This window comes from Collimonas humicola (assembly GCF_018304945.1).
Classification (GTDB): domain Bacteria; phylum Pseudomonadota; class Gammaproteobacteria; order Burkholderiales; family Burkholderiaceae_D; genus Collimonas; species Collimonas humicola.
Genome location: NZ_JAGQEE010000003.1, coordinates 196,442 through 222,246, shown reverse-complemented (window position 1 = coordinate 222,246; position 25,805 = coordinate 196,442). Strand labels below are relative to the sequence as shown.

The window sequence follows — 25,805 nt, the reverse complement described above, 5'->3', positions numbered from 1 at the left end:
CGATCGAAGAGCTGGATGTAAACTCAAAAACTGAAAGGAATTACCATGCGTCACCGTCACGGCCTCCGTAAATTAAATCGTACTTCTTCCCACCGTCTGGCTATGTTGCGCAACATGACTGTTTCGCTGCTGCGTCACGAAGCAATCAAGACCACATTGCCAAAGGCAAAAGAACTGCGTCGCGTGATCGAACCGATCCTGACACTGGGCAAAACCGACACCCTGGCTAACAAGCGCCTGGCATTTGCTCGCCTGCGCGACCGTGAAATGGTCCTGAAGCTGTTCGCTGAATTGGGCCCACGCTACGCTAACCGTAACGGCGGCTACCTGCGCATCCTGAAAATGGGTTTCCGCGTTGGCGATAACGCGCCTATGGCTTACATCGAACTGATGGACCGTCCGGAAATCAGCGACGACGCTGAAGTACCGACAGCTGACTAAGCTTAAGTATCCAAGCTGCGTTAAAATCAAAAGCCAGGCCTAGCCTGGCTTTTTTGCATTCTGCGCGCTTGCTGCGCAATCATGTGGCGCGCATGGCGTGTGCTGTAAGGATAGATCAAAGAGTTCGACTATGTCAGAAGCCTTGCTTATACTCACCAGCTTGCCCGATCTTGCCAGCGCGCAAGCCTTGGCGCAGCAGCTGGTGGAACGCAAGCTGGCGGCCTGTGTCAATATCCTGCCGGCGGTGCAATCCGTGTATCGCTGGCAAGGCCAGGTCGAACAAGCAGTCGAAACGACCTTGCTGATCAAGACCGTGGCGCATCGTTACGCGGAGCTGGAAAGCGCGATCAGGGCTGTGCATCCGTATGCCGTGCCGGAAATGATTGCCTTACCGATTGTGGCCGGCTTGCCGGCTTACCTGGACTGGATTACCGCAGAAACCCAAAAGGACGTGAATGTTTAAGTCTCTCAAGCAATTGTCAGTGCTGTTCGCCATGCTATTCGCCTTTACCCTGGCGCATGCCGACGAAGACGATTACCTGGCGCCGGAAGTGGCGTTCAAGTTTTCCGCCCGCATGGCCGACGCCAAGACCGCCGAGGTGACCTACGCCATCGCCGACGGCTATTATATGTACCGCGAGCGCTTCCACTTCAAGGCTGAGGGCGCCACCCTAGGCGAACCGCAGATTCCCGCCGGCAAGGTCAAGTTCGACCAGACCTTCAACAAGAATGTCGAAACCTATCACCACAGTGTCACGATCCGCCTGCCGGTCGACGCCAACGGCAGCTTCACGCTGATTTCCACAGGTCAGGGCTGCGCTGACAAGGGCCTTTGCTATCCTCCCATGGATTCTCGCATCAGCCTGTCGACCACCGGCGGCAGCAGCGGCGGTGGCTTGCTGAGCGCCATCGGCATCGCCAAAGGCGCCAATGCGGCGATGGATACGCCGCAAGCGCCGGCGGCCAGCAATGCCAGTCCGGCTGTCAACGCTACTCAGGCGACGGCCAGTGCTGCGCAATCGGCTGCGCCTGACTCGGAAAACGGCCGCATAGAATCGTCACTCAAAAGTGGAAAATTTCTATTGATCCTGCCCCTCTTCTTTGTCTTGGGTCTTGGTCTTTCCTTGGCACCGTGTTCTTATCCAATGATGCCCATTCTGTCCACCATCATCCTTGGGGAAGGAGCTCAGGTAAGTCGTCGACGTGGGTTCTTGCTTTCGGCAACTTATGTATTTGGTATGGCATTGGTCTACGCTGCCCTCGGTGTCGCCGCTGGCTTGGCAGGTCATGGACTGGCCGCCGCACTGCAAAATCCCTGGGTGTTGTCGGTATTTGCCCTGTTGATGATCGTCATGTCGTTGTCAATGTTTGGATTTTATGAGTTGCAGTTGCCGGCAGCACTTCAGACAAAATTTTCACAGGCATCCGGCCAGCAATCTGCCGGCAAGTTAATCGGCGTATTCATTATGGGTGCGCTCTCCGCGTTAATTGTAGGTCCATGTGTCGCCCCGCCATTGGCAGGAGCTCTGGTATACATAAGCCAGACCCGCGATATTGTGCTTGGCGGGAGCACATTATTCGTGATGGCAATCGGCATGGGCGTACCTTTGCTGTTAATCGGAATTTCTGCAGGCTCGTTGTTGCCACGCGCCGGTGCGTGGATGGAATCGATCAAGCGTTTCTTTGGCGTACTGATGCTGGGGACCGCAGTGTGGATGGTGTCACCAGTCATTCCGGCATTGGCGCAGATGCTGTGCTGGGCAGCCCTGGGCATCGGCTACGGCGCTTATCTGCTGTGGGATAAATCATCCACAGCCTGGTTCGCCAAAGCCTTCGGCGTGCTCTTCATGGTCTGCGGCGTGATGCAAATGGTGGGCGGTCTCAGCGGCGGGCGCGATCCTCTGGCGCCGCTGGCGCAGCTCGGGGGAAAACAGGAAAGTAGCTACATCCAGTTCGTCCGAGTGAAATCGGTGGCGGAACTGGACGCGGCGCTGGCGCAGACCAACGGCAAGGCGGCCTTGCTGGATTTCTACGCCGACTGGTGCGTGTCGTGCAAGGAGATGGAAAAATTTACGTTCACCGATCCACGCGTGCAAACGCAATTTGGCCAGATGGTTTTGCTGCAGATCGACGTCACGGCCAACAATGCGGACGACAAGGCGATGCTCAAGCGCTTCAATCTGTTCGGGCCGCCGGGCATCATCTTGTTTGACGGCAAGGGCCAGGAGGCGCCGCACGGCCGCGTGATCGGCTATCAGAATGCCGATAAATTCCTGCAATCGCTGGCAGTTTTGAATACGTAAAAATGATCTCCCAAGGCGACCAACTTAAGAAGCCTCATTAAAAATACGTTCATCCTGGAAGAGTACAATGGTCACGGCGGCTTCCGCCGGCATGCCCTGACGGTTTGCTTCCAACCCATGGTTATGTAGTTAGTCGATAAAATTCTTTAGGCTATGGCATTCGCAACGCTATAGTTTTAGTTCTACGCAAGCTGCTAAACCCGCGCAATTTAAAGGAGACCGAAATGACTTTACGCCTTGGCGACGCCGCCCCGGATTTTGAACAAGATTCTTCGCTCGGCAAGATCAATTTCTATGATTGGGCCGGCGCTTCATGGGTAGTGCTGTTTTCACATCCGGCCGACTTCACGCCGGTCTGCACTACCGAACTCGGCCTGACTTCCAAACTGAAATCCCAGTTTGAAGAGCGCGGCGTCAAAGTGATCGCGCTGTCTGTCGACCCTGTCGACAAGCATCAGGAATGGATCAAGGATATCAACGAAACGCAAAACACCGTGGTGGGTTTTCCGATCATTGCGGACGCTGACCGCAAGGTCTCGGAACTGTACGACCTGATCCATCCGAATGCCAGCGCAACTGCTACCGTGCGTTCATTGTTTGTGATCGATCCGGACAAGAAAGTGCGCTTGACCATCACCTATCCCGCCAGTACCGGCCGCAATTTCGACGAAATCCTGCGTGTCATCGACTCCTTGCAGCTGACCGACAATTATTCGGTGGCCACGCCCGGCAACTGGAAAGATGGCGAGGATGTGGTGATCGTTCCATCGCTGCAGGATCCCGAGGTGCTCAAGCAGAAATTCCCCAAGGGCTTCAAGGCGATTCGTCCTTATCTGCGCCTGACGCCGCAACCTAATCGCGATTGATTTCGCGGTCGCCGGCGTGAACGGCGAGATGGAAAAAAAGCCCCGCCTAAGTTCAGGCGGGGTTTTTCATTGGGGGCTCGGCTGATGCCTGTTCAGCGGCGGTCCAGCGCCTGGCTTTCCAGGTAGCGCCGGCGCTGGAAGAACACCAGCATGGCCACCACGACCAAGGCCATGCTGCCCATCGTCAACCAGAATCCGACCGCGTTTTTCAGCAAGGGCATTACTTCGAAATTCATGCCGAAGATCCCTGTGATCAAGGTCAGCGGCATGAACAATGCGGTGATCACAGTCAGCGTGCGCATGATTTCGTTGGTGCGATGGGCGACCGCGGAAAAATGGATTTGCACCGCCGATTCGATCGACGATTCCAGCCGGCGCGCGTGATTCAAGACCCGCGTAATATGTTCCATGACGTCGTTGATGCGTACCAGCAGCAAGTCCTTGGCGCGGCTGATTTCGATGCCGTCGTCGATGTCGACGAAGTAGTCGCGCAGCTCTTGCATGGCGTCGTGCTGTTCTTCGCACAGGTTTTCCAGCTTGCGCAATTCGATGCGCGCGTCCAGCAGCGCCATCCAGTCCTTGAATGGCCGGCGCGGATCCCGCAGGGCGCGCTGCCAGCGGTCCAGCTGCGTGGTCAGCGGCTGACGCAGGTCCAGGTACTGGTCGACCATGGCGTTGATCAGGCGCAGCAGCAAATCCTCCGGCGAGGCCGGCAGGCGTATCGCATGCGGCGTTTTCTCGGTCTTGCTGCACAGCTCCAGCAGGCGCGTGCGCGTGGCGTCGATGGTGCGGCTGTAGCGTTCGTGGACGGTGACCAGGGCATGATCCATGATCAGGAAGGTTACCGGCTGGGTAGCCAGCTTGCTCAGGGCTGCTGGAATCTTGCGTTTGCTGCCTTCGTCGATTGCTGCTGCCGGTGCTGCCGGTGCTGCCGCAAGCTTGTCCCCGCTGCCTGCCTGCGCCTGGGAATTGCCGTTGCCTGCCGCGCCGTTCAGCATCAGTTTGCGGAACACCACCATGCCGTAATCCTGGGTTGAATCGAAATACGAAGGATGATTCGGATTGAGCGTGTCGGTCATGTGCGGATCGTAGATCTGCACACCCGTGGCGCGCTCGATGGCGCTGCGCCAGGCTTCGGGATCGGCGGCTACTTCTTCGTGGGTGGCGTCGATCCAGAGAAAACCCTTGAGCGGTACGGCGTCCGGGATTTCCTGGCTTTGGCTGACCTGGCTGTCACTGATGAGAAAGATGTCCATGCATTGTCGATGAGCGTTTAAATATGGGCCAGAGCGCAATCATCGAAGCTAGCGATAACAGGATGATGGCGCTCAGCATAAGCGGTGTCAGGGATACCGCGCCGAACCATGCCCTGGCAAGCCACACGCCGAGGCTGGTGGCGCCCAGGCGCACTGCTTCCAGCGCGATGTAGCGCGGCCGCATTTCCATCAGGCCGCCGACTATCCACAGTCCCGCCGTCAGCCAGGCGGCATAGCCCAGTCCGGCAAGCCATGGCATGGCTACCTGCGCCGCCAGGAAATGGGTGGTCACCAGCAGCAGGATGGCGAACTGCAGCAGGCAATAGACCTGCGCGGCGCGACTTAGTTGCGGATGATACAGCGGCCGGGCGATATCGAACGGCACACTGGGCCAGTTTGCGGCGACATCGGCGGGACGCCAGCCCGGCGCGGCGAGCCAGATGTGCAGCTTGTCGCGCCAGAGCCGCGTGCGCCAGGCATCCAGCCACAGCGTCTTATACACTTCAACGTTAGCCCACAAGGGATTCCAGCTGCGCAGCGGACTGCGTGTCCCATACACCACCAGCTCCTGTTCGCGTTCCTCAATGAAGCTGCCGAACAAGCGGTCCCACAGGATCAGGATGCCGCCGTAATTCTTGTCCAGATAGATGTCGTTGACGCCATGATGCACACGGTGATTCGACGGTGTCACAAATACCCGGTCCAGCCAGCCCAGCTTGCCGATCTGCTGCGTATGGACCCAGAACTGGTACAGCAGATCGATCAGCGCCAGCGCCGCAAATACTTCCGCCGGATAGCCCAGCAGCGCCATCGGCGCATAGAAAATCCAGCCCAGGATCGGTCCGCTGCTGGTCTGGCGCAATGCGGTGGAAAGATTGTAGTCCTCGCTCTGATGATGCACCACGTGCGCGGCCCACAAGACGTTGACTTCGTGGCCGCAGCGGTGCCGCCAGTAGTAACAGAGATCGTACAGCAGCAGGCCGGAGAGCCAGACCCAGAGACTGTCGGCCGGCAGCTTGAACAATGCGATATGGCTGGCTAGCCAGGCGTAGATGCCTATCCGCAGCACCTGCATGAAGACGCCCGAAACCTGGCTGAGGACGCCGAGGCTGATGCTGTTGATGGCGTCGTTGAGGCGATAGGTATTGCGTCCGCGCCACAGGCCGACAAGCAGCTCGATGAAGATCAGCAGAAAGAACACTGGCGTCGCCAGGGTGATTACTTTCTCTTGCATGCCGCTCTCCTCGTCGCCCTGCCGGCGCTGCTTATTATTTGAAGGCATGGCGTGCGCCGCCAGCAATGCGCACGATCGCCAGCTGAGCAGCCTGACGATCACGTGCGCTTGCGCTCAGCCTTTTTTCAGGTGGCGCGCAATATCCAGTGCGAAGTAAGTCAGCACCCCATCCGCGCCAGCGCGCTTGAACGCCAGCATGGCTTCCATCATGGTTTTGTCGTGATCCAGCCAGCCATTCTGCGCGGCGGCCTTGATCATCGCGTATTCGCCGCTGACCTGGTAGGCAAAGGTCGGCACCTTGAATTCATCTTTCACGCGGCGCACGATATCCAGGTAAGGCATGCCAGGCTTGACCATCACCATGTCGGCGCCTTCCGCCAGGTCCAGCGCGACTTCATGCAAGGCTTCGTTGCTGTTGGCCGGATCCATCTGGTAGGTGTTCTTGTTGCTCTTGCCCAGCGTTGCGGATGAGCCGACGGCATCGCGGAACGGACCGTAGAAGGCTGATGCATACTTGGCCGAATAAGCCATGATGCGGGTGTAGATATGATGGTGTGCTTCCAGCGCATTGCGCACTGCGCCGATGCGGCCGTCCATCATGTCGGACGGTGCCACGATGTCGACGCCGGCTTCGGCCTGGGTCAGCGCCTGCTTGACCAGGATCGCGCAGGTTTCGTCGTTCAAGACATAGCCGTCCGCATTCAGCACGCCGTCCTGGCCGTGGCTGGTGTAGGGATCCAGCGCGACGTCGGTGAGGATGCCGAGTTCAGGAAAGCGCTGTTTCAGCTCGCGCACCGCGCGCGGGATCAGCCCTTGCGGATTGGTGGCTTCGATGCCGTCCGGTGTTTTCAGGGACGGATTGATCACCGGGAACAAAGCCATGACCGGTATGCCCAGCGCTACGCACTCTTCCGCCACATTTAACAGCAAGTCAATTGACAGCCGTTCAACACCCGGCATTGAATTGATTTTCTCGCGCTGATTTTTGCCGTCCAGAATGAAGACCGGATAAATCAGGTCCGCGGTGGTGATGACGTTTTCCCGCATCATGGCGCGCGAAAACGCATCTTTACGCATGCGGCGCATGCGGATGGCGGGGAACTGGGCGGTTTTATGAGTATGTGACATAGCGGTTTCTGACATATCGAGTGAGTGGGAAGCGAGCCTAGGTCCCGTTGGGGAATAAGTTGGGCCCTTGCATAGAGGCATCGCTAATATTTTCGTCGAAATTAAAAAAAATCGTGAACTTTTTCGGCCCCTGCCAGCTCCTAGCAATAGGTGCATCATTCGCCTCCCGCTTCCCTCCCTGAGCGGGGCCGTATCGCTTTTGGTGATAAGGCATTGTGCCCTGGAGATATTCCCCTTTCTCCAGGGCTTTTTTATGTTTAGCGCGCAGACTAAACAGAGCTGTCTGCCTCGCCCGCTGCATCATCAGAATCATTCCCGTCTTCGGCCAGGTTATTCAGGCCGGCCAGTTCTACGATCTTGTCGTTCGCTTCTTCCAGGCCATTGCGGTTCAGCGCTGAAAACAATTGCACGGTGAACGGCAGCTGTTCATTGTTCTCGTTAACATAGCTTGCCAGGAAGGTGCGCGCCTGACGCAAGGCGTTGGTGGCGTCGTTGCGGTTAAGTTTATCCGACTTGCTCAAGATGCAATGGATGGGCTTGCCGGTAGGCGCAAACCATTCAACCATCTGGACGTCGAGTTCGGTGAAGGGGCGGCGCGAGTCGACGATCAGCACCAGCGCGGCCAGCTGCTCGCGGCGGCGCACATAGTCGCCCAGCAATTGCTGCCAGTGCAGCTTGGCGGAACCGGACACCTCGGCATAGCCGTAACCGGGCAAGTCGACCAGCAGGGCGCGGATCTCGTCGATCTTGGTTTCATCCTTGCGGTGCTGGCCGACGTGGGCGCCGCCTATGGAAAAATAATTGATGTGCTGGGTGCGGCCGGGCGTCTTGGACGCAAAAGCCAGCTTCTTCTGGTTGCATAAAAGATTGATGGCGGTCGACTTGCCGGCGTTGGAACGGCCGGCAAAAGCGATCTCGGGGACTTGCAAGGTTGGCAAGTCACGAAGATGATTGACCGTGGTAAAGAAGCGGGCTTGCCAAAGTAGGGACATGGAATGAGCAGAAAATGCGGTAAGGGGAGGCAAAAATGCCGGAAAGCTATTGTACAATAAGGGGTTATGTACTGCTGTTTCGCTTAGCGTGATTGATGTACGTGAAGGTGGTTTTTGGGAGTCGGGCAATCGATTGAGTTGGCTGGGGTTGTCCCAGCAAGGTACCCATCAGGGCGGAATTCTAAAATCAAGTCAGGGCGTAAAGAATGAACCGTGCGTTTTTTTCAGTAGTGAAAGCTTTCTTCATTGCAGTTGTCGCGCTTTCTACCGCCGCCCATGCAGCGGACGAACCAAAAGCGGCGCCTGCCAAAGCCGATCCAGCCAAAGGCGAAGCACTCTATACGAATGGCGACCCGGCCCGCAACATCACCGCTTGTATTTCATGCCACGGCGCCGCCGGCGCATCGACCATCAGCGCCAACCCGAAACTGGGCGGCCAGCATGATGCATACATCCATAAGCAACTGACCAATTTCCAGGGCGCCGACCGCAATAATCCGATCATGTCGCCGCTGGCCAAGCTGCTGACCGACGATGAAATGAAAAACATCGCCGCCTACCTGAATGCGCAACCGGCCAAGCCGGGCGCTGCCAAGGACAAGGATACGCTGGCCTTGGGCAAAAAGATCTATCGCGGCGGCATCGCTGAAAAGAGCGTGCCGGCCTGCGCAGGCTGCCACAGCCCGAACGGCGCCGGCATTCCGGCCCAGTTCCCGCGCATCGGCGGCCAGCACCAGGATTATACAGTGGCCGAGCTGACCAATTTCCGCAGCGGCGCGCGCAAGAACGGACCGATGATGACGACCATCGCCAAGCGCATGTCTGACGATGAAATCAAAGCGGTTGCCGATTATATCGCCGGCCTGAAGTAATAAAATAATAATAAAAATGCATTCAGGGGTGGCCTAGGCCACCCCTTTTTCTTTTCAAAAAGACAAACAGGCTATGAGCACAAGCAACAACGAGAACGCAAGTAACGATATCAGCACCGCCGGGATACAGCTGAAGACCAGCCGCCGCTGGCTGGCGGACGCAGTTGAATTATTGTCATCGATGCGCTTTGCCATCAGCTTGCTGACAATTATTGCCGTCGCTTCGGTGATCGGCACAGTGCTCAAGCAAAACGAGCCGATGCCGAACTACGTCAATCAGTTTGGCCCCTTTTGGTTCGAAGTGTTCGGCAAGCTGGGTTTGTACGCGGTGTATTCGTCTTGGTGGTTCCTGCTGATCATGACTTTCCTGGTGATCTCGACCTCGCTGTGTATCGCCCGCAATGCGCCGAAAATGCTGAAAGACATGCGTAGCTGGCGTGAAAACGTGCGTGAGCAATCACTGCGCAACTTCCATCACAAGGCCGAGTGGACTTCGGCGACCGCACCGGCGCTGCTGACCCAGCAACTGGCGGCGCGCATCGCCGCCAAGGGCTACAAGACCAAGCTGGTGGCCAAGGACAACGCTACCCTGATCACAGCCAAGCAAGGCGCCGCCAATAAATGGGGCTATATCTTTGCCCACAGCGCCATCGTGATTATCTGCATCGGCGGTTTGCTCGATTCGGACCTGCCGATCCGCGCGCAGCAATGGATCTACGGCAAGACGCCGTTCAACGGCAATGGCGTCATCGCGGAAATCCCGGCGGAACACCGGCTCGGATTGGGCAATCCGACTTTCCGCGGCAATACCCTGATACCGGAAGGTTCCGCCAGCAGCACCGCGATCATCCCGCAAAAGGATGGCGTGATGATCCAGGACCTGCCGTTCACCATCCAGCTGAAGAAGTTCATCATCGATTTCTACAGCACCGGCATGCCCAAGCTGTTCGCCAGCGAAGTGGTGATCAAGGACAATGCCGACGGCCATACTTTCCCGGCCACCATCAGGGTCAACCAGCCCCTGATCTACAAAGGCATCGCGGTGTACCAGTCCAGCTTCGAAGACGGCGGCAGCAAGCTCAGGCTGACGGCTTATCCGATGACGGGGGCGGCCGCGGCCACTTTCCCGGTCAGCGGCGAGGTCAACGGCACTACAGCCCTGGCCAACCCTGCGTTAGAGAACCACGGTAATAACGACTATACGATTGAATGGTCTGGTTTCCGCCCGTTTAACGTGGAGAATATGGCTCAGTCGGGTGACGACCTGCGCGCCGTGACCAAGTCCAAGAGCCTCAACCAGCGCTTGAGCGACGATCTGAGCAGTCATCTTGGCAATGCGGCAAAAAGCGCTGTCAAGAAGGATTTGCGGAATGTCGGCCCGAGCGTGCAATACAAGCTGCGCGACAAGACTGGCCAGGCGCGTGAATTCAGCAACTACATGCAGTCGATCAAGGTCGATGATGCCTATGTCTTCCTGGCTGGCGTACGCGACGCGCCGGACGAACCGTTCCGCTACCTGCGGATGCCGGCCGATGACGAAGACAGCCTGCAGGAGTGGATGCGCTTGCGCGCCGCCCTGATGAGTCCGGAGCTGCGCGCGGCTGCCGCCCATCGCTATGCGCAGCGTGCGATCCCGGAGAGCCGTGACGGCATCGCCACCCTGCGCGTGCAGCTGGAGCAGTCGGCATTGCGCGGCTTGTCCTTGTTCGCCGGCGACGGCAAGGAAGCCGGCTACATGGCCATTTCCAGGTTCCTGGAGCAGGTGCCGCAGCAGGAGCAGGAAAAGGCCGCGGATATCTTCATGAAGATCCTCAACGGCAGCATGTGGGATCTGTGGCAGGTTGCGCGCGAGAAAGACGGCTTGAAGGAAATGACGGCCGATGACAAGCATGCGCGTTTCCTGCAGCTGAGCACCAATGCGCTGTCGGATGCAAGCTTCTATAATGCACCTGTGTATCTGCAGATGACCGGCTTTGACGAAATCAAGGCATCGGTATTCCAGGTCACCCGCTCGCCAGGTAAGAAAGTTGTCTATTTCGGCTGTCTGCTGCTGGTGCTGGGCGTATTCTCGATGCTGTACGTGCGCGAGCGCAGGCTGTGGGTGTGGATACGTCCGGACAAGGATGCAGAAGGCCGGTCGCACGCGCTGATGGCCCTGAGTTCGCAGCGCAAGACGCTGGATTTTGAAAAAGAATTTGAAGTGTTGAAAACACAACTGATGCAGGCGGAAGCGCAGCCGAAGGCCTAGCTGCCTTGCCGATGATGGCGCTGCACTGCAGATAAAAAGATGGACGTTCCGCTGCGATTTTGGGATTTTCCACGCAAGAGCGGGACGATATGGAGAAAATGATGGAACTGACGCAAACTTATTCCCCGCCTGGCAGCTTTTTCAAGCGCCTGTCTGTGGTCGACTGGCTGTTTGCCGTCGCGCTGGTGGCTGCCTCGCTGTTCGCCCTGAACCGCTACGGCAGCCATATGGATTACTACGAGAAGGGCGTGCTGCTGCTGGCCGGCCCGACTTTTTCCTGGCTCGGCTGGCACTGGAAATCGGTGCGCTGGCTGATGACCCTGCTGGCGGTGCTGGCGCTGTCGGCCATCGCCATGTACGGCGGCGTGCTCGACATGGCCAACCAGAAGTTCTTCCTCAAATACATGCTCTCCAGCCAATCGGCGATCCTGTGGATGAGCACCCTGTTTTTCCTCTCGACCCTGTTCTTCTGGGGCGGCCTGGTCACGCGTTCCGACTTCGGCGCGTCGATCGGCTCCAAGCTGTGCTGGGCGGCGGTGGTGATGGGCTTTACCGGCATGCTGGTGCGCTGGTATGAGTCTTACCTGATCGGCGCCGATATCGGCCACATCCCGATTTCCAACCTGTACGAAGTGTTCATCCTGTTCAGCCTGATCACGGCCCTGTTCTACCTCTACTACGAACAGCATTACCGCACCCGCCAGCTGGGCGCCTTTGTCTTGCTGGTGATCTCGGCCGCCGTCGGCTTCCTGCTATGGTACATGGTGTCGCGCGATGCGGCGGAGATCCAGCCGCTGGTGCCGGCGCTGCAAAGCTGGTGGATGAAAATCCATGTGCCGGCCAATTTCATCGGCTACGGCACTTTCGCGCTGTCGGCGATGGTGGCGGTGGCTTACCTGCTGAAATCGCATGGCTACCTGGTAGACCGCCTGCCGGCGCTGGAAGTGCTCGACGATGTCATGTACAAGGCGATTGCTGTCGGCTTCACCTTCTTCACCATCGCCACCATCCTCGGCGCCCTGTGGGCGGCGGAAGCATGGGGCGGCTACTGGTCCTGGGATCCGAAAGAAACCTGGGCGCTGATCGTCTGGCTGAATTACGCCGCCTGGCTGCACATGCGCCTGATGAAGGGGCTGCGCGGCCACATTGCAGCCTGGTGGGCGCTGATCGGTCTGCTGGTGACCACTTTTGCTTTCCTCGGCGTGAACATGTTCCTGTCCGGACTGCATTCTTACGGAGAGCTGTGATCGGATGACGAAGCCAGCAACAGATTCAAGCAATGCGCCGGTAGAGCTGGTGATTTTCGATTGCGACGGCACCCTGGTCGACAGTGAAACTGTGGCAACCGATGTGATGGTGGACTATCTGGCCGAACTCGGCATGCAGCTGTCGGCCGAGGTGGCGCTGGCGCGCTTCAAGGGCGGCCGCATGGCCGATTGCGTGGCCGAGCTGGAACAGATGTTCGGCCGTTCCCTGCCGGCCGATTTCACCATGGTCTTGCGCGATCGCATCGCTCCGGTGCTGCACCAGCGCCTGCAGCCGATCGAAGGCGCGCTGGAACTGGTGCAATCGCTGAAAGTGCCGTTCTGCATGGCCTCCAACGGTCCTTTGCACCAGATCAAGGTGTCGCTCAGCGTCACCGGCCTGTGGTCTTATTTCGAAGGCCGTATCTTCAGCGCATACGAGGTCGGCTCCTGGAAGCCGGCGCCGGACTTGTTCCTGCATGCCGCCAGGATCATGGGTGTCGACCCTTCCCGCTGTGCCGTAGTCGAAGATAGCCTGCCGGGCGTGCAAGCCGGCGTTGCTGCCGGCATGCAGGTATTCGCCTTGCAGCCGGAGCAGGTGGAAGCGCAACTGCCCCGGCAGGCGACAATCATTTCCCGGCTGGCGGAGCTGCACGACCACATCCAAATTACCGGATAAGCGTTTTTCCTGCGCCTCTGTAAGGAATCGTCAACTTATCTGACTAAGCTAAATCTTTACCTTGCAGGAGCATCACATGCCGCTATATCGCCGCCCCAATGGAATCGACCTGCCGTTTGCTTCCGAAATCACGCCGCGGGAAATATTCGAATCGCGCCGCAGCTTTATCAAGCAGATTGCCGTAGGCGCCGCCGGCGCGGGGTCGCTGCTGCAGTTGAGCGGCGGCGAAGCCTGGGCGCAGACCGGCGACGGCCAGAAGCTGGCGGCGAAACCGAATCCGGCGTATGTCGTCATGGACAAGGCAACGTCTTACAAAGATGCCACCACCTACAATAATTTCTACGAATTCGGCACCGACAAATCCGATCCGGCCCAAAACGCCGGCAGCCTGAAAATACGGCCCTGGACGATCGCGATAGAAGGCGAGGTCAAGAAGCCGTTGACGCTGGATATCGACAGCCTGCTGAAGCTGGCGCCGCTGGAAGAGCGCGTCTACCGGCTGCGTTGCGTCGAAGGCTGGTCGATGGTGATCCCATGGATCGGTTATTCCCTGTCGGCGTTGATCAGGAAAGTCGAGCCGACCGCCAACGCCAGATATGTTGAATTCACGACGCTGGCCGATAACCGCCAGATGCCGGGTTTGCGTGCTCCTGTGCTGGAGTGGCCCTATGTGGAAGGTTTGCGCATGGATGAAGCCATGCATCCGCTGGCCTTGCTCACCTTCGGCATGTACGGCCAGGTCTTGCCGAACCAGAGCGGGGCGCCGGTACGCATGGCGCTGCCGTGGAAATACGGTTTCAAGTCGGCCAAGTCCATCGTCAAGATCCGCTTCCTCAAAGACCAGCCGAGGACCGCATGGAATATCGCCGCGGCGCGCGAGTATGGATTTTATTCGAACGTGAATCCGGACGTCGATCATCCGCGCTGGTCGCAAGCCTCCGAGCGCCGCATCGGCGAAGACGGTTTCTTCGCGAAGAAGCGCAAGACGCTGATGTTCAACGGCTATAACGAGGTCGCTTCGCTGTATTCGGGCATGGACCTGAAGAAGTACTTTTAAGGCCGGGACGCTGCTTATGTTCAATCCCGCTCCCAGGCAATTCACATTCATCAAGGCCTTGCTGTTCGTGCTGGCTTTGCTGCCCGCGCTGCGCTTGCTGGTGTCCGGCTTCACCGGCGGGCTAGGCGCCAATCCGATCGAATTCATCACCCGCAGCAGCGGCGACTGGACGCTCTATTTTCTTTGCATCACGCTGGCGGTGACGCCATTGCGGCGCTTCAGCGGCTGGAACTGGCTGATCAAGCTGCGCCGCATGCTGGGTTTGTTTGCCTTTTTCTACGCCAGCCTGCACTTCACGACCTTCCTCTGGTTCGATCATTTCTTCGACCTTGGCGAGATGCTCAAGGATGTCGTCAAGCGGCCGTTCATCACGGTCGGCTTCATCGCCTTCGTGCTGCTGCTGCCGCTGGCGCTGACCAGCACCAACGGCATGATCCGCCGCCTCGGCGGCAAGCGCTGGCAGTGGCTGCATCGCAGCCTGTATGCGATTGCGATGCTGGGGATCCTGCATTTCTGGTGGATGCGCGCCGGCAAGCACAATTTTGAAAAGCCGATCCTGTTCGGCGCTATCGTCGCCGCGCTGCTGCTGGTGCGTGTGTATTTTGCCTGGCGCAATCGCAGCGCCGGCGCCGCCAAATCGCCAGCGGCGGTTCAGAAACGCCAGGTAACGCCGACGCCAACCTGACGATGGGTCTGGGCCGCGCAAGGGCCGCAGCCGATGCCGAATTTCAGTCCCAGGTCGAGGTCGAGATTCGGCGTCGGCGAATACACGGTCCCGGTCAGGATATAGCCTGGATTGCTGCTTGCATGCTGGTCGCCGCTGGTATCGCTGGCGCGTTCGGTATTGCTGAGGATGCCGCCATCGAGCACCAGGCTCCACTTGGGATTGAGTTCATATAAGGCATAGCCTGACAAGCGCCACTGCATGGTGCGGTTGGCCTGCTGGTCGCTGGCCAGGCGAAAGCGGTTGTAATACGCGGCCAGGTTGCCGCTGAAAGCCCAGTCGCCGCTTTGATAGCTGCTGATCAGCGTCAGCGACATGCTGGCGGCGCCGCGCCCCAGGCCACGGTTGGGATCGCCGCTTGGAAACGTTATTTCCGGCTTTACCCCAAGGCTGAAGTCGCCGCGCTCCAGCAGCCGCCATTTCACCCCCACGGCAATGTCATTGATGCCCGACGGCTGCGACAGCGTTGCCGGTGGATTGACATAGATGTCGAGGTTTTTCAGCAAGCCATAGCTGTAGGTAAAGTTGGCGACATGCGTGTGCACGTCGTTCTGGCGCAGCCAGTCGGTGTTCAGCTCAAGCTGCTGGTGGCCCTTGTCCTGGGTATTGGTGTCGTCGGTCACCAGCGGATGGTTGGCGTGGGCCGGCGGCAGCAGAAAGCAGGAGGCGATGACGGCAAGCGCCAGCCTGCGCAACGCCGTCCCGTCGTTGGCGGTACGCACGGTCAGGCCAGCAACGATTCCAGCGCAAACAGATCGGCCGGATTTTCGCGCTGCCGTATCAGATGCACTTGCTCGCCGTCGACCATCACTTCCGCCGCACGGCCGCGCGTATTGTAGTTGGAGGACATGGTCATGCCGTAGGCGCCGGCCGACATCAGCGCCAGCAAGTCGCCGGCTTCAACCGCCAGCGGCCGCGAGCGCGCCAGCCAGTCGCCCGATTCGCATACCGGCCCGACCACGTCATACACCTGCTCCGCGCTGTTGCGCCGGGCCACGGTCTGCACGCCGTGCCAGGCTTCGTACATGGCCGGCCGCATCAGGTCGTTCATGGCGGCGTCGACGATGGCGAAATTCTTGGCCTCGGAATGCTTCAGGTACTGGATTTCGGTCAGCAGGATGCCGGCGTTGCCGACAATCGAGCGGCCCGGCTCAAACAGCACCTTGATCGGCGCGCCCTGGTATTTGTCCTGGCGCCAGGCATCGATGCGGGCAAACAGGCGCCCCAGATAGCTGCCGATGGCGACCGGCTTTTCATCGTCGTAAGTGATGCCTATGCCGCCGCCGATATCCAGGTGATGCAGGTGGATGCCTTCGCTGGCCAGTTGGTCGACCAGGTCGATCAGCTTGTCGAGCGCTTCCAGCAACGGTGCATCGTCCAGCAGCTGCGAGCCGATATGGCAGTCGATCCCGGCCACTTCGATATGCGGCAGGACGGCGGCAGTACGGTAGCAGGCGAGCGCGTCCTCGTAGGCCACGCCGAACTTGTTTTCCTTGAGGCCGGTGGAAATGTAGGGATGGGTCTTGGCATCGACGTTGGGATTGACGCGCAGCGAAATGGCGGCGCGCTTGCCCATGGCCGCTGCCGCTTCATTCAGGCGGTGCAGTTCCGGAATCGACTCGACGTTGAAACACAGGATGTCATGCGACAGCGCCAGGCGCATTTCTTCGCGCGACTTGCCGACGCCGGAGAAAATTACTTTGCGAGGATCACCGCCAGCCGCAATTACGCGCAATAATTCGCCACCCGAGACGATATCGAAACCGGAACCGAGGCGACTCAGCAGCTGCAGCACCGCCAGGTTGGAGTTGGATTTCACTGAATAGCAGATCAGGCTGCTGTCCGGCGCCGGGCTATGCTGTCTGCAGGCATCCGCGTAGGCGGAGAAATTCGCCGTCAGCGCAGCCTTGGAGTAGACATAGGTCGGGGAGCCAAATTGCTGCGCAATAGCGTCCAGGGCGACGTTTTCAGCGTGCAGGATGTCATTTTTATATGAAAAATACGACATGGAGACTGTTTATTTGGCGGCCGGCGCGGTTGGCGTATCCGGCGTTTCCTGCGGTGCAGGAGCGTCAGGCGCAGGAGTTGTCTTTGGAGTAACGTTTGGTTGTGCCGGCGCCGTTCTGACGATCGGCGGCGGCAGCGCTGCCGGCATGAACAGCGGGCCTTTTTGGCCGCATGCCGTCAAGGTAAGCGGAATGGCGATCAGCGCCATCATGGTAGTACGCGACAAATCGAAAATGGGCTTCACGGATTAGAATCACAGTTTAACGAAACGGATTGGAGTGTAGCATGACAGAATCAGAATTCCTGGCGGCGGCAGAGTCGGCTCTAGGCAAGATCGAAATGGCGCTGGAGCGGGCCGCCGACGATACTGACCTCGATGTAGAGTGCAAACGCAGCGGCAATGTGTTGGAGATCGAATTTATCGATAATGGCAGCAAGATTATCGTCAACAGCCAGGCGCCGATGCAAGAAATGTGGATAGCCGCCAAATCCGGCGGTTTCCACTACAGGCAGAAAGGCGGCGTCTGGCTCAATACGCGCGACGGTTCTGAGTTTTTTGCCGCATTGTCGACTATGATCAGCTCCCAGGGAGGGGTGCCGATAGTGCTGTAAATTTTTTCTTGCCGGCGGGGCCGGGCAAGGGATTTCTCAGGGGGCATTTGTCGTAAGATACGGACAATACCATGTTGTTTTGTTACGCTCGTTTGCCGGCTGTGCCATGGCTTGCTCAGGGGCTGGAAGAACTGGGTCAAGGAGAGTTGTTTAACGCTGCTCAACTATCGATAGCCACCTATGAACACGACAATAACCCGGGATTCGCAACAACCAAGCGATTGTAGCTTTGCCTGCGGCGGGACGGGCGTTCATCGATCGCCGTCTTTCATGAAGCAAGGGGCGGCTGTTGTCTTTTTGACGGGCGTATGGCTGGCCGCGATCGGACCGGCGCAGGCAGCCACTCCGCCCGCCGTAGCTGGCGCCGCCAGCCAGGGCGAGCGGATAAATGGTGTCCAGCCTGAAGCCACCAGGCACTGGGCCGCCGACACCAGCAATGGATGCAAGGTATGGAGCCCGGAACCGATTGGCGGCGAGATCACGGTGCGCTGGAGCGGGCCTTGCGAAAACGATCTGGCGCAAGGTCCGGGAACCGTGCGCTGGCTGAACAACACCAAGCAGGTGGCGGAACTGACCGGCACCATGGTGCGGGGAAAGCTGCGCGGCCATACGACCGGCGTTGAAGAACCGGGCAACCGTTTTGACGGCATGTTCATTGAGTCCCTGCCGGAGGGCGAAGGCAAGGCCAGTTTCGCCGACGGCTCAACTTATAACGGAGAATGGCATCGCGGCCGCCAGCTGGGCTACGGGATCATGACGTTTCCGCCGGCGCACCCGCAATACCAGGAGATGCTGCGCGACGGCAAAGGCAGGAGAACTGAAAACGGCACCTACGTGTTGCGCGGCTGGTGGGAAGGGAAAACCTTCATCATCCCGTGCGACAGCGAAGAGGAGTGCGAGAAGGCCGTGGTCGCCATGACGACGCGTGAGCAAGCTGCCGCGGCCGCCAAGGCCGGCACTCCTGCAACACCGCCGCCGACTCCTGTTGCGCCGGCCGCCCCGGCGGCAGATTCGGCCGCAACGCCGGTACAGCCGATGCCGGCAATTTCCACTCCGGCGGTCGAGCCAGCTGCTATAACACCGGCGCCGGCGCCTGTGCTGCCTGCCATGGAGCCGCCCATGCCGCCGATATTGCCGGCACCGGCAGCCCCTGCGGCCCCCGCCACGGAACCGGTGCCTCCGCCCGGCGCGCCTGACGTCGAGCCTGCAGCGGTGCCGGCGGCAATTGCACCGATACCAGAACAGCCAGCCGTGCCGCAGGTGTTGCCTGAGCCGGCAGCCCCCGCGGCGGCAGTCGTTGAACCGGCGCCTGCCGCTGGCGCTCCTGACCTTGGGCCTGTGGTAGTACCGGCGGCAACCGTGCCGGCGCCAGAGCAGCCGGCCATGGAAGCGCCGGCAACCCCGGTTGCCGATCCCGCCAGCGACCCTGCGGTGCCGGCTGTTCCTGATGCCAAGCCCGCTGTCGAGCCGGAGACCGCCGCGCCTGTCACTTCGGATGCCGGATTCGGCGCCCGACTCATTACAAATGGATTTAGCTGATGACGCATGCACCAGATATTTTTGCAACAAGCAGATTAAGTAATTCAACACGTTTAAACACCGTATGCCGGCAGCCCTGGCTGGCGTTGCTTTGCATCGTTCTGGGGATGACGCCAGCCGCACATGGGCAAATGCGCGCCGACCTGCCGGGCAACAAGGCCGCTGCCGCCGGACCGAAAAACCTGCTGGCGGAAGCCGCCCGCAGCGTCGGCGTCAAACAGTGCCAGCCGGCGATCAACCGCCTGTCGGCATTGGCCATCACAGGCACCGGCGCCCATGATGTGCTGGTCGACTGGGATCGCGCCCATCCTGACAAGGGGCCGTTCTTTTCGCTTACCGGCATCGAATATGCCGGTGCTTCGGCGGCAGTGTCGATCACGGCGGTACCGCAGGATGGCGGTGCCTGTTCTGTCTCTGCCGAACGTATTTCGATTGCGCCCTACTCATGCAAGAGCATTGCCGAGACAGAACTGAAAGGGTACAGCGCCACGCCATTGCTGCCGACCTTCACGGTGTATGTGTCGCCTACCGAACCAGGCGGTTCTGTATCGCTGGTGGATTCGCCGCCGGGCTGCCTGATCATCCGGCGCTACGTGCAGTACAACTGGACCGAGCAGACAAAAATGTCGGTGCCGGCGCGTAAGTGACGCCCCTGAGTGACGCCCTTGCTTACTTCGTACGATTTTTTATTTGAATCAACGCTATGAACCATTCACCTCGCACTGTGCGGATCGGCATCACCATCGGCTTGCACCAGGAAAACGAATCCCTGTGGAACAACGGCATCAAGCAGAATGCCGTGTATCTGGCCGAAGCATTAAAGCATTGCCCCAGCGTGACCTCGGTGCACCTGGTGAACACGACGGCGATCGCCATCACTGCGGCCTTGCCTTGGGACCAGGCGCGCTGGCCGACGGTGGCCTTCGAGCAGGCCAAGGATAACCTGGATGTGCTGATTGAACTCGGCGGTCAGGTCAGCGCCGACCAGACTGCTTACCTGAAGACGCAAGGATGCCGCCTGATATCTTACTGTTGCGGTTTCGAATACGTGCACGTGATGCAATCGATCCTGTTCAACCGGCCGCTATGGGGCTACGACCTGTTCGTCAACCAGCGCTACGATGCCATCTGGATGGTGCCGCAGGTCGCCACCAACAGCCAGTCCTACTTCGAAACTTTGCGCCGCCGGCCGGCGCAGGTGGCGCCGTTCGTCTGGGATCCGATCTTCGTCGACCAGCGCAGCCAGGGATTTGAAAACCACGGCGAATACCGCCCGCGTGCCGCCGGCGCCAAGCGCTTAACCGTGATGGAGCCGAATAACGATATCGTGAAATTCTGCATGTATCCGGCTTTCATCGCGGAAGAAGCCTATCGGCAGCGGCCGCAAGATATCGAGATCCTGCAGGTAACCAATGCCGAGCGGCTGGCGCGCGAAAGCAAGGAATTCATCGCGGTGATGAACCAGCTGGATATCGTGCGCCAGCACAAGGCGGTGTTCCTTGGGCGTTACGACACCCCGCAATTCCTGAGCGAGATGACCGATGTGGTGATTTCCCACCAGATCGAAAACGCCCTGAATTATTTTTACTTCGACGTTTGCTGGCAAGGTTATCCGCTGGTGCATAACGCTTACATGTGCAGCGATCTCGGCTACTACTATGAGGGCAACAGCGTGCAGAACGGCTGCCGCCAGCTGCTCGACGTGTTGACTGCGCACGACCAGGGCTGGCAGGAGTATCAGGCGCGCCAGCGGCAGCTGCTTGGACGTTACCTGCCGGGCTGCCCTGAGGTGACAGCAGAATATGAACGGCTGTTGACAGCATTGCTTGAACAGCCGATCGCGTGATCTGAAACGGTTCTTAATTTTTCCCCATCCATGAAAAAAATCAATGTAGGCGTTTCCGTCTTCGTCGTCCAGGGAGCGCAGCTCTGGTCGAATGGCCTCAATCAGAACCTGGCGTTCCTGGTGATGCTGCTGCAGCAGAGTCCACAGGTCGGCAAGGTGTTCCTGCTGAACGGCGGCGACCTTGACCACATGCCGGCGGATATGGGACTGGAAGGTCTTAACGCTCCGCTGGTGAGGCCAGCCGATGTCACCCACGAGCTGGACGTGGTCATCGAGATGGGCGCGCAGCTGCCGCTGCCATGGCTGCACCATGTGCGTGCCCTGGGCGTCAAGATCATCACGTTTTTCGTCGGCCATACTTATGCCGACAATGCCGAGGCGCCGATGTTCGACGGTCCCAGCGGCCAGATTTTCAACGGTACGCCGTGGCATGAAATCTGGACCCTGCCGCATCACATGAAGGCCAGCGGACCGCTGCTGCGCACGGTGTCGCGGGTGCCGGTGATTGCGGTGCCGCACATCTGGTCGCCGCTGTTTATCCAGAAGCAGATCGACGCAGTTGAAAAGGATGGCCATCAGTTCGGCTATCAGCCCAGCAGCGGCGCCGACCGGCCGGGCTGGCGCGCGGCTATTTTCGAGCCGAATATTTCCGTCGTCAAAAGCGGTTTCATTCCGATGCTGGTATGCGAACAGGCCTACCGCCTGGACCAGCGCTCGGTGAGCATGATGATGGTGATGAATACGGTGCAGATGAAAGAGCATCCAACTTTTAACCGCTTCGCCATCAATCTCGACCTGACCCGCGACCACAAGGCTTCTTACGAGCCGCGCGTGGCGTTTGTCGAATGCATGGCGCAGCACAAGATGAATGCGGTGGTGTCGCACCAGTGGGAATGCGGCTTGAATTATCTCTACTACGACGCCTTGTACGGCGGCTATCCGCTGATCCACAATTCGGAGTATCTGGCGGCCGACGGCATCGGCATCTACTATCCGCATTTCGAAGCCAGCATCGGCGGCCAGGCCATGCTAGACGCCTGGCGCCAGGAGCCGGAATTCTGGGACGACTATAAGAAAGCCGGCGCAGCCTATCTGCGCAAGCTCGACCCCGCACACCCTGATAACGTGGATGCATTTGTGAAAAGACTTCAATTCAGCGTGGAGGGCAAGCCATGAGCGCTCCTCTTCCGCAACGTAAACTACGCGTAGGCGTCACCCTGTATGTGCGATCGGGGCAGCAATCGATATGGGAAAACGGGATTTTCCAGAACTGCGCCTTCCTGGTGCAGCTATTCAATCAGTCGCCCGCGGTCGAGCAGGCGGTGCTGGTGCTGGATGGCTCCACCGAACAGGTCAGCGACGCCATGATGCTGGGCGACCTGGGGATAGCGATGATCGGCCTGGAAGAGGCCATGAATACCCTGGATGTGGTTGTGGAAATGAGCGCCCAGCTGAGCGAAGAGTGGGTGCGCCAGTTCCGCGAGCGCGGCGGCCGTTACGCCTGGATGCGGGTCGGCAACGACTATGTGATCGATATCGAGCGCGCCATGTTCAACAAGCCGCACGGCGGCCTGTGCAGCGACAAGCCCTACGACGCCGTGTGGACCCTGCCGGAGTACGAGCGCAGCTGCAAGGATTATTTCGGCCTGATGGCGCGTGCGCCGGTGCATATCGTGCCGCATCTGTGGACGCCGCTGTTTTTCGCCAAGGGCATCGCCACACTGCCGGCGCATCTCAGCTATGGCTACCAGCCGGGCAAGCCGCGCTGGCGGGTCTGCAGTTTCGAGCCGAATGTCTGCATGGTGAAAACCTCGCTGCTGCCGATGCTGGCCTGCGAGGAAGCGTACCGCGCGCAACCGGGCTTCCTGGAATATCTGCGGGTTTGCAATACCTTGCACCTGAAAGAACATCTCAAGTTTTCGCATTTCGCCCGCTCGCTGGATGTGGTTAACCATGGCCTGGCTTCATTTGAAGGACGCTTTGCGGTGTATGAATTCATGGCCAATTTTGGCGACTGCATCATTTCCCATCATTGGGAAAACGGCCAGAATTACCTGTACTACGAAGCCCTGTACGGCGGCTATCCGCTGATCCACAACTCGGAATTCATCAAGGATTACGGCTATTACTATCCGGAATTCGATTCCTACCAAGGCGGGCAGGCAGTATTGCGGGCGTTTGCCACGCATGATGCGCAGCTGGAGGATTACCGGCGCAATGCGCAGACCTTGTTGCGCGCGCTGGATGCCAGCTCGCCGGAGAATATAGAGATCTACACCCGGCGCTTGCTGGACCTGTATTCAAATTAAAGCTGCCAAGGCGGGCAATCGCGCCCGCCTGACGCTTTCTGTCAGAACAACTCGTTCTTGACCTCGTCCCGGGCTTTTTCTTCTTCCGTCGGCGCGGTGGTGCCGCCGCCCAGATTTTGGGTGGCGACTCCCGGCGGGTATTCCGCGTAATAGTATTCGCCGCCGGAATGGATCAGGCCATCCGGCACTACGCGGTCTTCCGTCGGTACGCCTTTCAAGGCCTGCTGCATGAAACTGATCCAGATCGGCAGCGCCAGGCCGCCGCCGGTTTCCTTGTCGCCCAGGCTGCGCGGCTGGTCGTAGCCCATCCAGCCGACTGCTACCAGCGACGGCTGGTAACCGGCAAACCAGGCATCCAGCGAGTCATTGGTGGTGCCGGTCTTGCCGGCCAGGTCGGTGCGGTTGAGCGACATCGCCTTGGCGGCGGTACCGTAGCGGACCACGTCGCGCATCATGCTGTCCATCAGATAGGCATTGCGCGGATCGATGATGCGATTGGCTTCGTTGCCGGCAGTGTCGGGGTGCACTTGCGACAACACATTGCCGTTGGCGTCAGTGATCTTGCTGATGATATAAGGGCTGACTTTGTAGCCGCCGTTGGCAAAGACGGCGTAGCCGCCGACCATTTGCAGCGGCGTCACCGCGCCGGCACCCAGGGCCAGGGTCAGGTATGGCGGATTTTTGTCAGCATCAAAGCCAAAACGCGTCACATACTCCTGCCCATACTTGGCACCGATCTTGTCAAGAATGCGTACCGAGACCACGTTTTTCGACTTGGTCAGGGCCTTGCGCATGCTCATCGGCCCTTCATACTTGTTGCCGTAGTTCTTGGGTTGCCAGATCTGGCCGCCGGTCTGGCCGCCGCCATAGGTCAGCGGCGCGTCGTTGATGACGGTGGCCGGCGACAGGCCTTTTTCCAGCGAGGCTGAATAGATGAAGGGCTTGAAGGACGATCCCGGCTGGCGCCAGGCCTGGGTCACGTGATTGAATTTGTTGCGGTTGAAATCGAAGCCGCCGATCAGGGCGCGGATGGCGCCATCCTTGGTGTCGGCGGCGATGAAGGCCGATTCCACCGCAGGCATCTGGGTGATGCTCCAGTTTTTCCCTTCCAGCATGACGCGGATAATGGCGCCGCGCTTGACCTTGCGCTGCGGCGGCGCCTTGTCGCTCAGCAGGTTGGTGGCGATGCTGAGGCCGGCGCCGCTGATGCTGATTTCCTGGCCGGAAGACAGCACCGCGCGCACCAGCTTGGGTGTTGCCTCCAGCACCACGGCGGCGACGATTTCATCGCTGTCCGGATGGTCGGCCAGTTCCACTTCGATCGCATCTTCGGCGGCTTCCTTGGTGGTGTCCGGGATTTCCATGAAACCCTCGGGGCCGCGATAGCCGCGCCGCTTCTCGTAATCCATGACGCCACGCCGCAGGGCGATATAGGCCGCATCCTGGTCGGCCTTGGTGATGGTGGTGAAGACGTTGAGGCCGCGCGTGTAGGTGTTTTCCTTGAACTGCTCATAGACCAGCTGGCGCGCCATTTCCGACACGAATTCGGCATGGATGCCGAATTCGCTGGCGCCGGTCTTGATATGCAGGGTTTCGTTCTTGGCCTGTTCGTACTGTGCTTCCGTGATGTAGCCGAGCTGCAGCATGCGCAGCAGGATGTATTGCTGGCGCACCGTTGCCCGCTTCGGATTGACAACCGGATTGTTGGCCGACGGCGCCTTGGGCAGGCCGGCCAGCATCGCCGCCTCGGCGGTGGTGATGTCCTGCAGCCGCTTGCCGAAATAGATTTGCGCCGCCGAGGCGAAGCCGTAGGCGCGCTGCCCCAGATAAATCTGGTTCATGTACACCTCGAGGATCTGGTCTTTGGTCAGGTTGCGTTCAATTTTCCAGGCCAGCGGAATTTCATACAGGAATTTGCGCGAGGCCTTCTGGAAGAAGGTCGGCTCGTTGCTGGTCAGGAAAAAATTCCGGGCGACCTGCTGGGTGATGGTGCTGGCGCCGCCGCCGCCGCCAGTCATGTTGGAAAAGCTGGCGCGCAGGATGCCCTGGTAATCGACGCCGCCATGCTGGTAGAAGCGGTCGTCCTCGATCGCCAGCACGGCCTTCTTCATGACGTCCGGAATTTCGTTGATGTGCACCAGGCTGCGCCGTTCTTCTCCGAATTCGCCGATCAGCACGCCGTCCGCTGAAAAAATACGCAATGGAATCTTGGGTTTGTAATCAGTCAGCGAATCCAGTTCCGGCAGATTCGGATAGGCCATCGCCAGCATCAGGAAAAAAGTCAGGCAGCCGATCGCGACCAGGCCGGCAATCAGCCCGAAAACACCAAGCACCAGGCGCAGCACGAGCGGCATGCGGCGGCGCGCAGGAGGATTTTGAGGGGTGTCGCTGGCTGTATCTGGAGGCGTCATGCGATGCGTTTTTATGAAAGATGATGCCACGCATTAT

At 59.1% G+C, this 25,805-nt stretch carries 24 protein-coding genes; 16 read left to right on the top strand and 8 right to left on the bottom strand.

Features of this window, described 5'->3' with window-relative positions:
• The first annotated feature begins 45 nt into the window (after positions 1-45).
• The 4 genes from rplQ (at position 46) to KHU30_RS12535 (ending at position 3,610) form a co-directional block, all read left to right on the top strand.
• Positions 46-441 carry a 50S ribosomal protein L17 gene (gene rplQ / locus KHU30_RS12550; protein WP_038484690.1) on the top strand — a complete coding sequence of 132 codons (396 nt, stop codon included), beginning with the start codon at positions 46-48 and terminating at the stop codon, positions 439-441.
• Positions 442-571: 130 nt separating this feature from the next.
• A complete protein-coding gene (gene cutA, locus KHU30_RS12545) occupies positions 572-904 on the top strand; it encodes a divalent-cation tolerance protein CutA (protein WP_211442977.1) in 333 nt (110 codons plus the stop codon).
• Complete coding sequence (gene dsbD, locus KHU30_RS12540) at positions 897-2,744, top strand: protein-disulfide reductase DsbD (protein WP_211442976.1); 1,848 nt, start codon at positions 897-899, stop codon at positions 2,742-2,744. Before cutA ends, dsbD begins: the two co-directional genes overlap by 8 nt.
• Positions 2,745-2,968: 224 nt before the next feature.
• A complete protein-coding gene (locus tag KHU30_RS12535; protein WP_211442975.1) occupies positions 2,969-3,610 on the top strand; it encodes a peroxiredoxin in 642 nt (213 codons plus the stop codon).
• Positions 3,611-3,702: 92 nt separating this feature from the next.
• Here the strand turns inward: KHU30_RS12535 and KHU30_RS12530 are convergent, their stop codons facing one another.
• The 4 genes from KHU30_RS12530 to yihA form a co-directional block, all read right to left on the bottom strand.
• A complete protein-coding gene (locus KHU30_RS12530; protein ID WP_211442974.1) occupies positions 3,703-4,866 on the bottom strand; it encodes a magnesium transporter CorA family protein in 1,164 nt (387 codons plus the stop codon).
• Positions 4,844-6,148, bottom strand: a complete 1,305-nt coding sequence (locus KHU30_RS12525) for a sterol desaturase family protein (RefSeq protein WP_230427354.1) — start codon at positions 6,146-6,148, stop codon at positions 4,844-4,846. Before KHU30_RS12525 ends, KHU30_RS12530 begins: the two co-directional genes overlap by 23 nt.
• A gap of 66 nt (positions 6,149-6,214) precedes the next feature.
• Positions 6,215-7,228 carry a porphobilinogen synthase gene (gene hemB / locus KHU30_RS12520; RefSeq protein ID WP_211442973.1) on the bottom strand — a complete coding sequence of 338 codons (1,014 nt, stop codon included), beginning with the start codon at positions 7,226-7,228 and terminating at the stop codon, positions 6,215-6,217.
• A gap of 269 nt (positions 7,229-7,497) precedes the next feature.
• Positions 7,498-8,220 carry a ribosome biogenesis GTP-binding protein YihA/YsxC gene (gene yihA, locus KHU30_RS12515; RefSeq protein WP_211442972.1) on the bottom strand — a complete coding sequence of 241 codons (723 nt, stop codon included), beginning with the start codon at positions 8,218-8,220 and terminating at the stop codon, positions 7,498-7,500.
• 206 nt (positions 8,221-8,426) lie between these two features.
• Between yihA and KHU30_RS12510 the strand changes: the two genes are divergently transcribed.
• The 6 genes from KHU30_RS12510 (at position 8,427) to KHU30_RS12485 (ending at position 15,005) form a co-directional block, all read left to right on the top strand.
• On the top strand, positions 8,427-9,092 hold the full coding sequence (locus KHU30_RS12510; protein WP_211442971.1) for a c-type cytochrome: 666 nt from the start codon (positions 8,427-8,429) through the stop codon (positions 9,090-9,092).
• Between the two features lie 73 nt (positions 9,093-9,165).
• Positions 9,166-11,340, top strand: a complete 2,175-nt coding sequence (locus tag KHU30_RS12505; RefSeq protein WP_211442970.1) for a cytochrome c biogenesis protein ResB — start codon at positions 9,166-9,168, stop codon at positions 11,338-11,340.
• A 101-nt stretch (positions 11,341-11,441) separates the two neighbouring features.
• Complete coding sequence (gene ccsB, locus KHU30_RS12500; RefSeq protein WP_211443242.1) at positions 11,442-12,587, top strand: c-type cytochrome biogenesis protein CcsB; 1,146 nt, start codon at positions 11,442-11,444, stop codon at positions 12,585-12,587.
• Positions 12,588-12,591: 4 nt separating this feature from the next.
• Complete coding sequence (locus KHU30_RS12495) at positions 12,592-13,263, top strand: HAD family hydrolase (RefSeq protein WP_211442969.1); 672 nt, start codon at positions 12,592-12,594, stop codon at positions 13,261-13,263.
• A gap of 76 nt (positions 13,264-13,339) precedes the next feature.
• The gene (gene msrP / locus KHU30_RS12490) at positions 13,340-14,320 is read left to right on the top strand and encodes a protein-methionine-sulfoxide reductase catalytic subunit MsrP (RefSeq protein ID WP_211442968.1); all 981 of its coding nucleotides are present in this window, start codon (positions 13,340-13,342) and stop codon (positions 14,318-14,320) included.
• 16 nt (positions 14,321-14,336) lie between these two features.
• Positions 14,337-15,005, top strand: coding sequence for a protein-methionine-sulfoxide reductase heme-binding subunit MsrQ (locus KHU30_RS12485; protein ID WP_211442967.1), 669 nt, complete (start codon positions 14,337-14,339; stop codon positions 15,003-15,005).
• On the opposite strand, the gene KHU30_RS12480 is transcribed toward KHU30_RS12485, so the two are convergent.
• Genes KHU30_RS12480 through lptM form a run of 3 tightly spaced genes read right to left on the bottom strand, consistent with a single transcriptional unit; the run spans position 14,972 to position 17,295 of the window.
• Positions 14,972-15,766, bottom strand: a complete 795-nt coding sequence (locus KHU30_RS12480) for a transporter (RefSeq protein WP_329956676.1) — start codon at positions 15,764-15,766, stop codon at positions 14,972-14,974. The genes KHU30_RS12485 and KHU30_RS12480 overlap by 34 nt on opposite strands.
• A 2-nt stretch (positions 15,767-15,768) precedes the next feature.
• Complete coding sequence (lysA, locus tag KHU30_RS12475; protein WP_211442966.1) at positions 15,769-17,052, bottom strand: diaminopimelate decarboxylase; 1,284 nt, start codon at positions 17,050-17,052, stop codon at positions 15,769-15,771.
• A gap of 9 nt (positions 17,053-17,061) precedes the next feature.
• Positions 17,062-17,295: an LPS translocon maturation chaperone LptM gene (gene lptM, locus KHU30_RS12470; protein ID WP_329956675.1), complete on the bottom strand. Its 234-nt coding sequence runs from the start codon at positions 17,293-17,295 to the stop codon at positions 17,062-17,064.
• 41 nt (positions 17,296-17,336) lie between these two features.
• On the opposite strand from lptM, the gene cyaY reads away from it, so the two are divergent.
• The 6 genes from cyaY (at position 17,337) to KHU30_RS12440 (ending at position 23,357) form a co-directional block, all read left to right on the top strand.
• Positions 17,337-17,663 (top strand): iron donor protein CyaY, encoded by a 327-nt coding sequence (gene cyaY, locus KHU30_RS12465; RefSeq protein WP_211442965.1) that lies wholly within the window; start codon positions 17,337-17,339, stop codon positions 17,661-17,663.
• Positions 17,664-17,933: 270 nt separating this feature from the next.
• The gene (locus KHU30_RS25390; protein WP_211442964.1) at positions 17,934-19,202 is read left to right on the top strand and encodes an MORN repeat-containing protein; all 1,269 of its coding nucleotides are present in this window, start codon (positions 17,934-17,936) and stop codon (positions 19,200-19,202) included.
• A gap of 107 nt (positions 19,203-19,309) precedes the next feature.
• A complete protein-coding gene (locus tag KHU30_RS12455; protein WP_230411576.1) occupies positions 19,310-19,849 on the top strand; it encodes a hypothetical protein in 540 nt (179 codons plus the stop codon).
• Positions 19,850-19,905: 56 nt separating this feature from the next.
• On the top strand, positions 19,906-21,048 hold the full coding sequence (locus KHU30_RS12450) for a DUF2827 domain-containing protein (RefSeq protein ID WP_211442962.1): 1,143 nt from the start codon (positions 19,906-19,908) through the stop codon (positions 21,046-21,048).
• Between the two features lie 30 nt (positions 21,049-21,078).
• On the top strand, positions 21,079-22,224 hold the full coding sequence (locus KHU30_RS12445; RefSeq protein ID WP_211442961.1) for a DUF2827 domain-containing protein: 1,146 nt from the start codon (positions 21,079-21,081) through the stop codon (positions 22,222-22,224).
• Entirely contained in the window at positions 22,221-23,357 is a 1,137-nt protein-coding gene (locus KHU30_RS12440; protein ID WP_211442960.1) for a DUF2827 domain-containing protein, read from the top strand. Before KHU30_RS12445 ends, KHU30_RS12440 begins: the two co-directional genes overlap by 4 nt.
• Before the next feature lie 41 nt (positions 23,358-23,398).
• Here the strand turns inward: KHU30_RS12440 and KHU30_RS12435 are convergent, their stop codons facing one another.
• Entirely contained in the window at positions 23,399-25,768 is a 2,370-nt protein-coding gene (locus KHU30_RS12435) for a penicillin-binding protein 1A (protein WP_407928067.1), read from the bottom strand.
• Positions 25,769-25,805 lie beyond the last annotated feature (37 nt).

Bases quoted from the DNA above. Each gene is read 5' to 3' on its own strand.
- dsbD (WP_211442976.1), top strand. From the start codon at position 897: ATGTTTAAGTCTCTCAAGCAATTGTCAGTGCTGTTCGCCATGCTATTC.
- rplQ (WP_038484690.1), top strand. From the start codon at position 46: ATGCGTCACCGTCACGGCCTCCGTAAATTAAATCGTACTTCTTCCCAC.
- KHU30_RS12485 (WP_211442967.1), top strand. From the start codon at position 14,337: ATGTTCAATCCCGCTCCCAGGCAATTCACATTCATCAAGGCCTTGCTG.
- cyaY (WP_211442965.1), top strand. From the start codon at position 17,337: ATGACAGAATCAGAATTCCTGGCGGCGGCAGAGTCGGCTCTAGGCAAG.
- KHU30_RS25390 (WP_211442964.1), top strand. From the start codon at position 17,934: ATGAAGCAAGGGGCGGCTGTTGTCTTTTTGACGGGCGTATGGCTGGCC.
- KHU30_RS12525 (WP_230427354.1), bottom strand. From the start codon at position 6,148: ATGCCTTCAAATAATAAGCAGCGCCGGCAGGGCGACGAGGAGAGCGGC.
- KHU30_RS12450 (WP_211442962.1), top strand. From the start codon at position 19,906: ATGAACCATTCACCTCGCACTGTGCGGATCGGCATCACCATCGGCTTG.
- hemB (WP_211442973.1), bottom strand. From the start codon at position 7,228: ATGTCACATACTCATAAAACCGCCCAGTTCCCCGCCATCCGCATGCGC.
- yihA (WP_211442972.1), bottom strand. From the start codon at position 8,220: ATGTCCCTACTTTGGCAAGCCCGCTTCTTTACCACGGTCAATCATCTT.
- msrP (WP_211442968.1), top strand. From the start codon at position 13,340: ATGCCGCTATATCGCCGCCCCAATGGAATCGACCTGCCGTTTGCTTCC.
- cutA (WP_211442977.1), top strand. From the start codon at position 572: ATGTCAGAAGCCTTGCTTATACTCACCAGCTTGCCCGATCTTGCCAGC.
- KHU30_RS12505 (WP_211442970.1), top strand. From the start codon at position 9,166: ATGAGCACAAGCAACAACGAGAACGCAAGTAACGATATCAGCACCGCC.
- KHU30_RS12455 (WP_230411576.1), top strand. From the start codon at position 19,310: ATGACGCCAGCCGCACATGGGCAAATGCGCGCCGACCTGCCGGGCAAC.
- KHU30_RS12435 (WP_407928067.1), bottom strand. From the start codon at position 25,768: ATGACGCCTCCAGATACAGCCAGCGACACCCCTCAAAATCCTCCTGCG.
- KHU30_RS12445 (WP_211442961.1), top strand. From the start codon at position 21,079: ATGAAAAAAATCAATGTAGGCGTTTCCGTCTTCGTCGTCCAGGGAGCG.
- KHU30_RS12495 (WP_211442969.1), top strand. From the start codon at position 12,592: ATGACGAAGCCAGCAACAGATTCAAGCAATGCGCCGGTAGAGCTGGTG.
- KHU30_RS12530 (WP_211442974.1), bottom strand. From the start codon at position 4,866: ATGGACATCTTTCTCATCAGTGACAGCCAGGTCAGCCAAAGCCAGGAA.
- KHU30_RS12510 (WP_211442971.1), top strand. From the start codon at position 8,427: ATGAACCGTGCGTTTTTTTCAGTAGTGAAAGCTTTCTTCATTGCAGTT.
- KHU30_RS12535 (WP_211442975.1), top strand. From the start codon at position 2,969: ATGACTTTACGCCTTGGCGACGCCGCCCCGGATTTTGAACAAGATTCT.
- ccsB (WP_211443242.1), top strand. From the start codon at position 11,442: ATGGAACTGACGCAAACTTATTCCCCGCCTGGCAGCTTTTTCAAGCGC.
- KHU30_RS12440 (WP_211442960.1), top strand. From the start codon at position 22,221: ATGAGCGCTCCTCTTCCGCAACGTAAACTACGCGTAGGCGTCACCCTG.
- lysA (WP_211442966.1), bottom strand. From the start codon at position 17,052: ATGTCGTATTTTTCATATAAAAATGACATCCTGCACGCTGAAAACGTC.